The organism is Kaistia algarum, from assembly GCF_026343945.1.
GTDB lineage: Bacteria > Pseudomonadota > Alphaproteobacteria > Rhizobiales > Kaistiaceae > Kaistia > Kaistia algarum.
This window is the reverse complement of the sequence record NZ_JAPKNJ010000001.1, coordinates 954,257-967,437: the sequence shown is the minus strand read 5'-3', so window position 1 is coordinate 967,437 and position 13,181 is coordinate 954,257. Positions and strand designations below refer to the sequence as shown.

General features: G+C 65.9%; 13 protein-coding genes. 4 read left to right on the top strand and 9 right to left on the bottom strand.

Annotated features, from left to right (window positions below):
- Positions 1–17: 17 nt before the first annotated feature.
- The 4 genes from OSH05_RS04720 to OSH05_RS04705 all read right to left on the bottom strand — a co-directional run bounded on the left by OSH05_RS04720 (position 18) and on the right by OSH05_RS04705 (position 3,678).
- Positions 18–1,016, bottom strand: coding sequence for a sensor histidine kinase (locus OSH05_RS04720; protein WP_104217676.1), 999 nt, complete (start codon positions 1,014–1,016; stop codon positions 18–20).
- Between the two features lie 204 nt (positions 1,017–1,220).
- Complete coding sequence (locus tag OSH05_RS04715; protein ID WP_104217340.1) at positions 1,221–1,958, bottom strand: TetR/AcrR family transcriptional regulator; 738 nt, start codon at positions 1,956–1,958, stop codon at positions 1,221–1,223.
- Positions 1,959–1,984: 26 nt separating this feature from the next.
- Entirely contained in the window at positions 1,985–2,854 is an 870-nt protein-coding gene (locus tag OSH05_RS04710) for a histidinol-phosphatase (protein ID WP_104217341.1), read from the bottom strand.
- Positions 2,851–3,678, bottom strand: a complete 828-nt coding sequence (locus OSH05_RS04705) for a metallophosphoesterase family protein (RefSeq protein ID WP_104217342.1) — start codon at positions 3,676–3,678, stop codon at positions 2,851–2,853. Before OSH05_RS04705 ends, OSH05_RS04710 begins: the two co-directional genes overlap by 4 nt.
- A gap of 255 nt (positions 3,679–3,933) precedes the next feature.
- Between OSH05_RS04705 and OSH05_RS04700 the strand changes: the two genes are divergently transcribed.
- Genes OSH05_RS04700 through OSH05_RS04685 form a run of 4 tightly spaced genes read left to right on the top strand, consistent with a single transcriptional unit; the run spans position 3,934 to position 7,769 of the window.
- A complete protein-coding gene (locus OSH05_RS04700; RefSeq protein WP_104217343.1) occupies positions 3,934–5,049 on the top strand; it encodes an ABC transporter substrate-binding protein in 1,116 nt (371 codons plus the stop codon).
- A 52-nt stretch (positions 5,050–5,101) separates the two neighbouring features.
- A complete protein-coding gene (locus tag OSH05_RS04695; RefSeq protein ID WP_266352059.1) occupies positions 5,102–5,959 on the top strand; it encodes an ABC transporter permease in 858 nt (285 codons plus the stop codon).
- Positions 5,956–6,735, top strand: a complete 780-nt coding sequence (locus OSH05_RS04690; RefSeq protein ID WP_104217344.1) for an ABC transporter permease — start codon at positions 5,956–5,958, stop codon at positions 6,733–6,735. The genes OSH05_RS04695 and OSH05_RS04690 overlap by 4 nt, the downstream gene beginning before the upstream one ends.
- Complete coding sequence (locus tag OSH05_RS04685) at positions 6,732–7,769, top strand: ABC transporter ATP-binding protein (RefSeq protein WP_104217345.1); 1,038 nt, start codon at positions 6,732–6,734, stop codon at positions 7,767–7,769. Before OSH05_RS04690 ends, OSH05_RS04685 begins: the two co-directional genes overlap by 4 nt.
- A 42-nt stretch (positions 7,770–7,811) precedes the next feature.
- On the opposite strand, the gene OSH05_RS04680 is transcribed toward OSH05_RS04685, so the two are convergent.
- The 5 genes from OSH05_RS04680 to OSH05_RS04660 form a co-directional block, all read right to left on the bottom strand.
- Complete coding sequence (locus tag OSH05_RS04680) at positions 7,812–8,636, bottom strand: carbohydrate ABC transporter permease (protein ID WP_104217346.1); 825 nt, start codon at positions 8,634–8,636, stop codon at positions 7,812–7,814.
- Positions 8,633–9,592: a carbohydrate ABC transporter permease gene (locus tag OSH05_RS04675; RefSeq protein WP_266352058.1), complete on the bottom strand. Its 960-nt coding sequence runs from the start codon at positions 9,590–9,592 to the stop codon at positions 8,633–8,635. The genes OSH05_RS04680 and OSH05_RS04675 overlap by 4 nt, the downstream gene beginning before the upstream one ends.
- Entirely contained in the window at positions 9,589–10,887 is a 1,299-nt protein-coding gene (locus tag OSH05_RS04670; RefSeq protein WP_207778682.1) for an ABC transporter substrate-binding protein, read from the bottom strand. The genes OSH05_RS04675 and OSH05_RS04670 overlap by 4 nt, the downstream gene beginning before the upstream one ends.
- 101 nt (positions 10,888–10,988) lie before the next feature.
- The gene (locus OSH05_RS04665) at positions 10,989–12,155 is read right to left on the bottom strand and encodes a serine hydrolase domain-containing protein (protein ID WP_104217348.1); all 1,167 of its coding nucleotides are present in this window, start codon (positions 12,153–12,155) and stop codon (positions 10,989–10,991) included.
- On the bottom strand, positions 12,152–13,108 hold the full coding sequence (locus OSH05_RS04660) for a glycoside hydrolase family protein (RefSeq protein WP_104217349.1): 957 nt from the start codon (positions 13,106–13,108) through the stop codon (positions 12,152–12,154). The genes OSH05_RS04665 and OSH05_RS04660 overlap by 4 nt, the downstream gene beginning before the upstream one ends.
- Between the last annotated feature and the right edge of the window lie 73 nt (positions 13,109–13,181).

The following is a 13,181-nucleotide window of genomic DNA, read 5'->3' as shown; positions in this document are numbered from 1 at the left end:
GGCCGGGTATCGAACAACTAGGCAGAGAGCTTCTTGGCGTTCATCGTCAGCGTGACGATGATGCCTTCCTCGGACCAGTCGGTCTTCATGGTGCCGCCAAGCTGGCCGGTCACGCTTCGATTGAGCAGTTTGCTGCCATAGCCTTCGTCCGTCGGCGGCTCGACCAATGGGCCGCCCCTCTCCGTCCAGACGATGCAGACTTCGCTGTCCGTGTTCGTTCCGGAGATATCCAGCATCCCGGATTCAGTGGAGAGAGCGCCGTATTTCAAGGAGTTGGTCGCCAGTTCATGGATCACGAGGGCGATGGTTGTGGCGGACTGTTCGCCTATTCCCATGCGGGGAACTGCGACGCGAATTCGTCCGCTAAAGGCACTTGTGTCATCGTAGGGAGCCAGGAGCACTGCGATGATATCGCCGAGCAGGGCGGCGCGGCCCTGATGTCCCGGCAAGGGACGAACCGCGTCATGCGCTCTGCCCAGCGCAGCCAGGCGGCCGGTCAGATCCTTCGCCATCTCCTGGACCGTCGCCGTCGAGCGCGATGTGATCGTCGTCAGGGCACTGGCGATGGCCAGCAGGTTCTTCACCCTGTGGCTCATTTCCCCGGCGAGGAGTTCGTGTCCTTCTTCGGCCTGCTTGCGTCCCGTGACGTCCAGGAAGACACCGGACATCTGCCCTTTGTGCAGCCCTTCATCATTGCCGAGGCCGCGCGCCGAAATCCAGCGGATCTCCTCGCCGCGGAGAATTCGGAAGTCTATCTCGTAGGAGCCGACGATGGCGCGCGTCGCGGTGAACGCTGCCCGCACCCGGTCACGGTCCGCGGGGTGTATCCTGGAGGACAGATCCTCGAAGGTCACCCGATGCGTCGGCGGCAGGCCCCAAAGTCCGAAACCCAGCTCGTCCATTGCGAAAGCGTCGGTTTCGACAGCCCATGACCAAAGCGAAACCCCCGCAGCGTGAAGGGCGCGCTTCAGATTGGGCACCTCCCAAAGAGGATGATTCGGGTCGCTGAAGGGCATGTCGGTCTCCATCTTCCCTGAGTTGAGCAGATCGCACTCGGGGGCGCCAGCCGCTGTGCCGTTCACCTATGGGAATTCGGGTGCGGCGCTGATGATGCTCGTGGACGTTGCGTGACCCGGCCAACCATATCGATGAAATCCGAGGATTCGCCGACTTGGATTCCTGGCTGCGTTTCGAGGCGGGTTCGACGGGCAGCCCGGCCGTCAGACAAGAACCATGGCGAGGATCGATTCGATGTTGAAGGCGAGGCGCGCGGCGAGTGCGTCCGGCGACATCATGTCTCGCTTGTAGACGATCGAGGCGGTGTGGCGGTTCGTCAGGTAATAATATCCAACGGCACTGATGGTGATGTTGAGCTGGATCGGATCGATACTGCGGCGGAACATGCCGGCGGCGACGCCTCGTTCCAGAATTTTCTGGACCAGGTCGTTCGACTGACGCGCATCGGCCTCGATGATCTCCGACCGCCCGAAATACCGAGCTTCATTCAGGTTCTCGCTGTTGAGCAGCGTGATGAACTCGGGATGGGCGAGGTAATAGTCCCAGGTGAAGGAGACCAGCCGCCGCAGGGCCTCGTCCGGCGGAAATAGATCGAGTTCCAGCGCCGCTTCTGCCTCCCAGATCTGCAGATAGACGGTCTCGACGACGGCCTGGAACAGATCCTCCTTGCTGCCGAAATAATGGTAGAGCATGCGCTTGTTGACGTCCGCCCGGTCGGCGATCTCGGCGACCCGGGCGCCCATCAGGCCCTTGGCAGCAAATTCGGCCACGGCGGCTGCCAGGACGCGGGCACGGGTTGCGTCGGCATCACGTGGCTTGCCGGGCGGCTTCGGGGCCGCCGCCTTCGCGGAGCCCTGCCGCTTGGAAGCCGATTTTCGGGGCCGCCCCGTTCCGGATGGTGCGACGACGCCGGGCCTGCGGCGCGCGCGACGGCGCGGCATCGGCGTTTCCCCATCGGGTGGAGGTGTCATGGCCGCGACACCCTTTCGATTGGCACCGTCTCCCAGCCGCGCTTGGCGCTGAGGCATTGGATCGATCGGTAGCCCGCCGTGGCGGCTGCGGCCAGCGATGCCTCGAGTCCGACCCCGACCGTTTCGGGCCCGTGGCTGTCGTCCCCAAGGGTAACCCCGACGCCCATCCGCTCCGCCATGTCCAGAAGGGCCGGCTGGGGATAGGCCGCCCCGTAGCCGTTTCGAACCGGAGCACAATTGAGATCGAGAACGCCGCCGGTCGCACGGACGGCCTCCAGAAGCCGTTCGGCGGCCAGCAAGGCGCGAGGACCGAAGGCGAAGCCCCGAGGCTCGAACTTGCGAATGAGGTCGATATGGCCGACGACTTCGGGGCGCAGCGCCTCGACCATGGCGGTCATCTGCTGAAACCATGCGAGATGCAGGGCCTCGGGGCCGCCGAGATCGGCCTTCAGGCGCTCGGTCTCCGCCCGGCTGAAATCCACCCATCGGCCATCAATGTCGTGGACGCTGCCCACCATATAGTCGAACGGGTTTTCCTCCCGCAGCCTCCGCATCGTGTCGGGCCATATAACCGGCGGCAACGTTTCGGTCTCGAAACCGATCAGAAGCTCGATCCGGTCCCCATATTCGCTGCGCAGCGCGATGGCTTCGGCGACATAGGCCTGGAAGGCTCGCTCCAGGCCCGTGGTTCCAAGCGCTTCCTCGCCGGGATAAAGGTCGACATCGCGAAAGCGTGGCGCGTGTTCGCTGAGACCGTAGTGGGTGAAGCCAAGGGCGATCGCGCGCTCGACGACCTCGCGGAGCGTACCCTTGGCATGCGCGCAGAATTGGCCGCTGTGCCCGCCGTGAAAGCTGAACCAACTCATCGCGCGGGCGCCGGATAGAGCGTGCCGTTGAAATCCTCGATATAGAAGGTCTCAAGGCTTGGAATCGGATCGAAGCCGACGGAAAGGCCGGCCTCGGCGAGGTCGAGGAATGTCACGCCGGTCAGCGCGGTGCCGTCTTGGGCGGGCATCGAAACATCGCGCGTCAGGAAGCTGGTCGCCGGAGCCCAGATGATGGACGGCCCGTCCGAATGGATCAGCGCCAGAGCCCGATGAATATGGGCCGATACCGCCGCAACCGCTCCGGATCGGGTCAGTTGTTCGCGCAAGCGCCGCCGCGGCTCGCCCGCGATCGCCCAATACGGCCGGTCCCCCTCGTCCCAGTGCTTCAGAAAGAGTGGCTGGTGGGTGAAGAGGACGGGCCGCCTGTCGCCGCTTGTCAAGGCGTCCTCCAGGAAGGCCCACTGATCCGTCTCCTCTGCCAGCCCGGTACCGAGGATCTGGCTGTCGATTCCGATCAGCCGCCAGCCGGGAACCGCGTCGCTGAACCAGCGGTCCGCGCCAAAATGACGGGTCCACCGTGCGATCCGTTCGGAATTGGACGGTTGCCCGCTCGCCCGGTCGGTGTCGCCGATATCGTGATTGCCCGGTAGCACCAGACAGGGCGCCTTCAGCGCCTCAATCGCCTGGCGGGCGAAGGCGCAATCGGCCTCGGAATTGGCGCCGTCGAAGGTCAGGTCGCCGAGGATCACGGTCAAGACCGGGGCGCGGGCATTCACATGTGCCACGGCTCGCTTCCAGTTGTCGACGAAATGCGGCTTCCCGACCCCGATATGCGGATCGGCAATCACGGCGATCTTGGTCACTCTCGCGCTCCGGTTCGTCCGGCCCCGTGCCGGACCCTCTTCCTATGCCTCAACGGGATGCAGTAACCAACCGGTGATTTAGGAAGAATGGCGAATATTATCACGCAAAGTCAGATGCTTGTCGCGTTCATGTCATGATGCCTTCATGGAGCCGGTGATAGGCGTATCCCGCGATCCGAACGATCCCTCGACGCCAGGTCGAGGCCTCGGCGGAACCGACCGATATCATTCACGACGATCGTCAAAGGAACCGACATGGCCTCCTTCTCCATCAGCCGGCGTGCGCTGCTCGGCGGCGGCTCCCTCGCGCTGGGCGCCGCCCTGCTCAATCCGAGAATGTCCGGACCGGCCTTCGCAAGCCCGGCGCCGCTCGCTGATCTCGTCGCAGCTGCCCAGCGCGAGAAGGTGCTGAACACCATTGCGCTGTCCCCCAATTGGGTGTTTGGCAAGCTGATGACGGACTTCGCAGCCCAATATGGCGTCGAGGTCAACCCGACGAATCCCGAGGGCAGCTCCGCCGAGGAACTGCAGGCCATCCGCAGCCTCAAGGGTCAGGATCGCGCGCCCGACAGTCTCGACCTCGCCCCGTCCTTCGCCCGGCAGGCCGTTTCCGAAGGGCTGCTCGCGCCCTACAAGGTCGCGACATTCGGCGAGATTCCGGATTCGGTGAAGGACGCCGATGGCCGCTTTACCGGCTGCTACTACGGCATCATCTCGTTCGCGGTGAACAAGGCGGTGGTCGGCACCGTGCCGCAGAGCTGGGCAGACCTGCTGAAGGCGGACTATCGCGGCATGGTCGCGATGGGCGGCAACCCGATGCGCGACGGCTCGGCCTTCGCGGCGGTCATGGCGGCGTCGCTCGCCAATGGCGGCAGCTTCGACGACATCACGCCGGGCGTGGAATTCTTCGCGCGTCTCGCCGCCGCCGGCAACTACAACCCGGCCCAGACGGACAAGGGCACGATGGTCAGCGGCCAGACGCCGATCGCGCTGCGCTGGGACTATCTCAACCTGACGATCCGCGACGAGGAAGCCGGCCGAACGCCGTTCGAGGTGATCGTCCCGAAGGACGGCGCGCCCTTCGGCAATTATTATGTCCAGGGCATCAGTGCCTTCGCCCCACATCCGAACCTCGCGCGCCTCTGGCAGGAATTCCTGTTCAGCGACGAAGGCCAGCTCGGCTTTCTCGCCGGCTACGCTCATCCGATGCGTTTCGGCAGCATGCTCGACCAGGGCGTCGTGCCCAAGGCGATCCTCGACCGGCTGCCCTCGCCGGAAGCCTACAAGCAGGTCCGCTTCGCCTCCCAGGCCCAGCTCGACAAGGCAAAGCAGGTGGTCGCCGATCTCTGGCCGAAGGAAGTCAGGATCTGACGCTCGGATGAACGGGATCTCTATCCTGTCTCGGAAAGGGGGCGTCGCCGCAATGCCGCGTCGGCGTCCTTCCCGGCGGCTTGTGCTTCTGGCCGCCGCGATGATGGCGCCTTTCCTGCTGCTCGCGGCCTTCGTCATGGTAGCGCCGGCCGGCATGCTGGTCGTCCAGTCTATCCACGGGCCGGATGGCTTCACGCTGGATCCCATCGCCCGCCTCGCCGGCGCCACCTATCGGCTGGCGGCATGGAATTCGATCCTGCTGTCGCTGGCGTCCGCCTTTGTGGCCCTTGTCCTCGGGACGACGATGGCGCTCATCGCGAGCCGCGCGGACTCCCGTCTCGGCACCGTCATGACGAGCTTCAGCGCAGTGGCCGCTCAGTTTGGGGGCGTGCCGCTCGCCTTCGCCTTCGTCTCGACCCTCGGCATGTTCGGGCTCGTCACGCGCGGTCTGAAAGTCATAGGCGCCGACATCTATGCCATGGGCTTCTCGCTCTACTCGGTAGCAGGCCTGACGCTGGTCTATACCTACTTCCTGGCGCCGCTCGCGGTCGTCATCCTTACCCCGGCCATCCGCGGCGTCAGGGCTGACTGGCTGCTGGCGGCCACCAGCCTCGGCGCGAGCCCGGGTCAGCGGTTCCGTCTCGTGGTGCTGCCGATCCTGGCGCCGGCTCTGGTCTCGTGCTTCACGCTGCTGTTCGGCTCCGCCTTCTCTGGCTATGCGACGGCCTATGCGCTGACATCGGGCAACATCGTCCTCCTCACCACAGAGATCGGCAATGTGCTGACCGGCGATGTCGTGAGTTCGCCGGAGACCGGGGCGGCGCTGTCGATCGCGATGATCGCCGTCATGGCGCTGCTGCTTGGCCTCGGAAGCCGGATGCGTCGGCTTTCCCGCAGGGGGCGTGGATGATCGGCAAGACTGCGCGCTCGATCTTCATCGCCCTGATCGGTGCCTTCTTCGCGCTTCCTCTGATCATGACGGCCGTCTTCAGCCTATCGCAGGGACAGGCGGGTTACGGCCTTGCCGCCTATGCGCAGCTGTTCCAGCGCGCTGACCTCCTCGATCCGCTGCTCCTTACGATGAAGCTTGCGGTGGCGACGATCGGCCTGATTTTCCTGGCGATGGTGCCGGCTGTCATTGCCGTGCATCTCTTCGCTCCCCGGCTGCATGGCCTTCTCGAAGCGATCGCCATCCTGCCTTTCGTCGTTCCGGCGATCGCGCTCGTCGCGGGTCTCACGGCTCTCATCCAGGGACCGGGATGGCTGGTCGGGTCGCCCTATTATCTGACCCTGCCTTATTTCGTCCTGGCGCTGCCTTATGCCTACCGGGCCATCGACGTGGCGCTCGGCACGATCGACCTGCCACAGCTCCGCCTGGCCGCGTCAAGCCTCGGCGCCCATCCGCGCCAGATCATTTTCTGGGTGGTGCTCCCCAATCTCCGTCCTGCCTTGGTCAATGCCGCGCTGATGACCTTCACCGTCGTCCTCGGCGAGTTCACGATCGCCAATATCCTGCTTTTCCGGACCTTCCCGGTCTCCCTCGGCCTGATCGGCCGCTCCGAACCGACTGTGGCGGCGGCCCTGTCGATCGTGAGCTTCCTTCTGACCTGGGCCGCGCTCTTCGGCGCGCTGCGAGCCGGCCGCGACCCGGCCGCCCTGGGCGCACGTATAAACGGAACGACATGACGAGCCTGACCTTCGACGCTGTAAGCTACCTCTATCCCGGCACGGCAACCGGCGTGCACGAGCTGTCGCTGACAATCGCGCCGGGCGAACTGGTGGCGCTGATCGGTGCCTCGGGGTCGGGCAAGACGACGGCGCTGAAGCTGCTGGCGGGCTTCGCCGAGCCACAGGCCGGCCGCGTCCTTGTCGGCGGCGAGGACAGGACGGCAGTCAGCGCCGAGGCGCGCGGTCTCGGCGTCGTGTTTCAGAACTATGCCCTGTTTCCGCATCTGTCCGCCTGGGAGAATGTCGCCTTTCCTCTGCGGGTCCGCGGCATTCCAACGGCGCAGCGACGGGCCCGCGCCATCGACATGCTGGAGCGAGTCGGTATGGCGGGAAGGGTCCGTGCCATGCCGCATCAGCTTTCGGGTGGCCAGCAGCAGCGGGTGGCCCTCGCGCGCGCCCTGGTCTTCGGTCCGTCCGGACTGCTGCTGGACGAGCCGCTGTCGGCGCTCGACGCGGCGCTCCGGGTCGAGATGCGCGACGAGATCCTCCGCGTCCAACGCGAGGCCGGCATCGCCACGCTGCTGGTGACGCATGACCAGGAAGAGGCCCTGTCTCTGGCCGATCGGGTCGCCGTGCTGCGCGACGGCCGCCTCCTCCAGCTTGGGACCCCTCGCGAACTCTATGATGAGCCGATCGACGCCTATGTCGCGGGCTTCGTCGGGCAGTCAAACCTGTGGCCGGGAACCGTGCTGCAGGCCGGCCTCGTAGCGACAACCGTTGGCTTGATCGCCTGCGATACTGGCGCCCGCGCCGCTGGCGAGAGCGTAGTCGCCCTGGTCCGGCCGGAGCGGATCGAACCGCTGTCCCATCCTCCCCGGCTCGACGTCGCCGGTGAATTTGCCGGCTCAGCATCGGCGGATCGGTTCCTTGGTTCCGTCAGGCGCGTCGATCTCGCCGTTGGCGCGGGCCGGGTCCGGGTCGAGACGCATCGGCGGGAACCTGTCGTCGCTATCCGGATCCCGCCCGAAGCCGTCCGTCTGCTCCCGGCTTGAAACGGCGTGAGCCCTGCCGGCAAAGGATCGGGCGATCCTTCTTCAGCCCTTCACGGATCCCTGCAGCAGAGCGGCGACGAACTGGCGCTGGAAGATCAGGAACAGGAGCACCGTCGGCGTCAGGATCAGCAGCGCGCCGGCGCAGAGCAGCGGCACGTCGGTGCCCCACTGGCCCTGGAAGGCGCCGAGCGCGCCCGCCATCGTCCGCTGTTCGGGATCCTGCACGAGGACCACCGGCAGAAGGAACTGGTTCCAGGTCCACAGGAACAGGAGGATCGACAGCGACATGATCGCCGGCCGGGCGATCGGCACCTGGATCAGCCAGAACTGCCTCCATTCCGACGCGCCGTCGACTTCGGCCGCTTCGCCGAGTTCCTGCGGCACGTTCAGGAAATGTGCCCGCATCCAATAGACCGAGAAGGGCATGAACAGGCCGATCAGCGGCAGGATGAGCGCCATCCGTGTATTGAGGATGCCGAGCGCCTTGACCTCGTAATAGAGGGGCGTGATCACGGCCTCGACGGGCAATGTGAGGCCGAGCACGAAGATCAGGTAGAGCCACTTGCCGCGGCCCTTGTCGACACGCGACAGGCCGAATCCCGCCATGGTCGCGATCAGCACGGATACGGGGACGACCCCGAGCACGATCAGCGAACTCGACCACAGCAGCTTCGTCATGTTGGCGAGTTCGAACGCGCGGGCGAAATTGCCCCATTGCGGGTCCGACGGCCATTGCAGTCCGGCCGGATAAGTGCCGGAGGGTGCCAACGCCGCTGAGAACATGCTGAGGAAGGGCAGCAGCGTCACTGCCATCAGGGCGATCAGCATGAAGCGAGCGAGAAGCTTGTTGGACTGTGCTTCGATCATCGTTTCGGCCGTGCAAACCACTGGATGGGGAGGACGCAGACGAGGACGAGCACCATCAGCACGATGGCCAGCGCCGAGGCGAGGCCGACCTGGCGATGCGCGAAGGCGAGGCGATAGATCTCGAGGCCCGGAACCATGGTCGAGATGCCCGGCCCGCCGGCCGTCGCGATGTAGACGATGTCGAAGCTCGCCAGCGCCGCGATCACGGTCACCGTCACGCAGACGCCGATCTCCTGCCTGAGGGCGGGAATGGTGATGTAGATCAGCTCCTGCCATTTGCCGGCGCCGTCGAGTTCGGCTGCCTCATAGATGCTGGCGTCGATTTTGGCGATGCCGGTCACCAGCAGCATGGTGCAGAGGCCGAGCAGGACCCAGGCGCCGATCATGCCGACCGCTGGCAGCGCGAAGGTGAAGTCGCCGAGCCAGCCGCGCGCGAGCGAGCCGAGGCCGACCGCAGTCAGAAGCTGATTGACGAGACCCGTCGAGGCGAACATCCAGCTCCAGGCGATGCCGGCCGCCACCAGCGGGATCACCTGCGGCAGGAACAGCACCGTGCGGGTGATCGTACCGAACGGGCCGGACATGTGGCCGCGAATGACCGAGGCGACGGCGAGCCCGAGCGCGATCGGGATCAGCGTGAAATAGAGGATCAGGTTGAACGCATTGCCGATGATCTGGATGAGGTCCGGATCGGTCAGCACGATGAGGTAGTTCTTGAGGCCGACGAAGCGCAAGCGCCCGATGCCGTCCCAGCGCTGCAGCGAATAGAAGACGGACATGCCGAGCGGCACGACCACGAAAGCCGTATACATGGCCAGCGCTGGCGCGATGAATAGGGCGGCGACGAACCCGTTCCGCCGGTCGCGGCCATTCGGGACGCGGCGCTTGACGCCGGGTTGCGGCGGCAGGCCTTCGGCCCGCCGCTGCGTGTTCCTGTTGGGCAGCGCGTCGCTCAACGCGAGAGTTCCTGCTCATATTCCTTCTGGACGGCCTTCAGCAGCCCGTCGGCCGTCTGCTTGCCGCCGACGAGCTTCTGCAGTTCCGGCGTCCAGCCGGCCGAGAAGATCGCGCCGGTCGCGTTGGCGATGAAGTCCATCGCGCCGTTCTCCTTGGCGATGACGGAGCCGGCGGCCAGCGTTGCCTCGGTCACCGATCCGGGCGCCACCGCCGGGATCGGTAGCGAGGTCGGGCCGCCGGGGTTGGAGCCGCCGACCTCGACATTGATCTTGCGCGCTTCCGGATCGGTCGCCACCCAGTTCAGGAAGAAGGCGGCACAATCGGCATGGGGCGACTTAGCGCCGATGCCGTAGGTGAGCGGCGCGGACATGGCGGCATGCCGCCCGCCCGCCTCGGCCGGCGGCATCAGGAAGAAGCCGACCTTGCCGGGCAGCTGTTTGTCGAGATTGCCCGATTCCCAGTCGCCGTTGAACATGAAGAGGCCGTCGCCCTTCAGGAAGCCGCTCATCATCGCGAAATAGTCGATCGCGTTGGTGTCGGGCGCGAAATAGCCCGCCTTGACCCAGTCTTCGAGATGCTCGGCCGCCTTGAGATTGGAAGGCGTATCGATGGTGGCGCCTTCCTTCTGGAAGATCCAGTCATTGACCGGCTCCGGCGGACCATAGGCGCCCATCAGGTCCTGCAGCGGGAAGGCGAGACCGCCATTGGTCTTGTTGAACTGGATGATCGGCGTGATGCCGGCCGCCTTGGCCTTGGCGAGGAGCGCGTCGAGCTCGGCGAGCGTCGTCGGTGCTGCCGTCATGCCGATCTTGGCGGCTAGCTCCTTGTTGTAGAAGACGCCGGTCATCGAATAGTTGAGTCCCATTGCATAGAGCGAACCGGTGCCGCGCGGGCGTCCTTCCGGCTCGACGCGAAGCTGGATCAACTGCGAGGCCGGGAACTGGTCCCAGCCGAAATCGGTGTAGTAGCCGTCGAGGTTCTTCAACAGCTCGTTGGCGACGAGGTCGCTCATGCTGGGCAGCCGCACGAGATCCGGCGGCGCATCGCCGGCCAGGAGGCGCGGCGTGTTCTCCATCAGATTGGCGAACTGGTCTTCCTTGATGTCGAACTTGACGTTCGGGAACTCCTTCGAGAAGGCCTCGGCCAGCTTGCCGGGCAAGGGGAAGCCCGTCTCGAAATAGGCGCTGAGCGTGACCGGGTCCGTGCCGCAGCTCGGTGCGGCCAGCGCCCCGGTCGAGGCTGCAACCGACAGCGTCAGTGCCACGCCGGCTGCTTTTAGCGATCTGATGGTCAAGATGAAGTCCTCCCTGCCGCAAATCTACACTTGGATCAGCGTGCTAAAAGGATTTAGCACGAGAGTATGTTTGCGGGCAAGATTGCCGCCCGCAAAAGGGTTCAGACCGCGCCGCGAAGGGCGTCGATAATCCGCGTCGCGCGGAGATCGCCCGGCCCGATCATCCAGTTCGTCACGTAGGCGAAGCCGATGCGCGCGTCCGGATCGGCGAAGGTGACCTGCCCGCCGGCGCCGTCATGGCCGAAGCTGCGCGCCGTCAGATAGCGGCGCGCCTCGGAATCGAGCTGGAAGCCCATGCCCCAGCGGGCGTGCGGCGGCGGCTCGGGGAACACCGGCGCGCCCTCGGACTGGACCGCCGTCGCGAGCGCGAGCGTGGCGGGTTCGAGCAGGCGGATGCCATTCGTTTCCGTCACGGTTGCCGACCAGATCGTAGCCAGCGCATCGGCGGTCGCGATGCCGCCGGCGCCCGGAATCTCCGCGGCCTGGACCCGTGGGTCGTTGAAGCCGCCATCGGACGTGACGAGTTCTGCCGGCAAAGCGCGGCCGAGCGTCATCGCGCGATAGGTCCAGTTGACCGGGCCATCGACCGGCTTTGCCGCCTCGGCGGCCCAGAGGTCGCGAAGGCCAGGATCGACCTGGAGATGAGCGACGCGGCTCCGCTCGCTTGCCGGCAGTCCGATCCAAGCCGCGGCCGACAGCGGCGTGGCGATCGTCTCGGCAAAGAAGGTTCCGACCGACATGCCGGCGACGCGTCGAATGAGTTCGCCCGCCAGCCAGCCATGCGTGAGCGCATGATAGGCGTGGCCCGAACCGAGCGGCCAGATCGGCGCCTGGGCGGCGAGCCGCGTCACCATCGTCTGCCAGTCGAGGATGTCGTCGAGTGTCGCATCGACATCGGGCGCCGATAGGCCGGCCTTGTGCGACAGGAGATGCTTGACCAGGACCTCGCCCTTGCCGGCGGCGGCGAACTCCGGCCAATAGCGTGCGACCGGCGCCTCATAGTCGAGACGGCCTTCCTGCACGAGGCGGGCGGCGAGGATCGAGGCGAGGCCCTTGGTGCAGGAGAAGACGACCGACGCGGTCGTCTCCTGCCAGGGCGCGCCCGTGCGCTCGTCGGCGGTACCGGCCCAGAGATGGACCATGCGCTCGCCCTTGACGCGAACGGCCAACGCCGCGCCCATCGTCGGCTGGCCCGCGAAGGCATCCGCGAAGGCTTCGGCGACCGGCTCGAAACCGGGGGCGAACTGTCCTTGGATTGAAATCGTCATGCGTTGGTCTCGATCTGCAGCGTTCCGTCGCGCTCGACCAGCGGCAGCGGATCGCTGACGCCGCCGGCGAATGAACCATCGTCCTGGATATTGTGGAAGGCGAGCAGGACGGGTCGCCCGTTCCGATCCTCGATGACGCGCGCGCTGTAGAGCCGCTCCGGCGCGATCAGGCTCGCCGCCGCGATGGGGTAGGGGCCCTCTGCCGCATCGGCGGCGACGCTCCAGATTCCTCCCTTGCCGCCGCTGCGATGGCCGGCCAGCTTGGCGCTGTCGCAGGAGAACAGCAGATATGTCCCGCCCGCGAGCGTCACGACCTGCGGCACTTCGAGATGGGCGAAGCCGGCGCCGGTGTCGCTCAGGGGCGGCTGGACCTCCCAGCGTTCGAGATCGCGTGAGGTCGCGTGGCCGATGACGCCGCGGTCGAGTTCGTCGCCGTGATTGGCTCTCGCCGTGACCAGCATGTGCCAGGTTGTCCCGTCGGCGGATGGGAACACCCAGGGATCGCGCCAGGCTTCCTCCGGCCAGGAGGAACTGCCGAGCGTCTCGTACCAGCGCGGATCGGCGCGGCAGATCGGGCCGGGGGCCTTCGTCCAATGAAAGAGGTCGGGCGATGTCGCGACGCCGACGGTCTCGACATTGGGATGGGCGTCCGGCGCGAGGAAACGCGTGCCGGTATAGAACATGCGCCACAGCCCGTCCGGCCCGCGGACGACCGAGCCGGTCCAGGTCGCCGTCTCGTCGAAGGCGCCCGTGTCGCCGGGCTCGAAGACGCGTCCGTGAAAGCTCCAGTCGGTGAGGTTGGACGATGTCGCATGGCCGATCCGGGCATTGCGATGGCGCAGGTCCGGATTGCCCAGCGCGCGCGGCGCATGCAGGAAGTACATGTGGAACAGGGCGCCGTCGTCGGCCAGCCAGAAATCCCAGACCCAATGATCGTCCAGCGAGAATGCCATCAGCCACCAACATTGCTAAAAGGATTTAGCAGATGATAGAGCGGCAGCTCGTTTGTCAAGCTCGGGCCCGCTC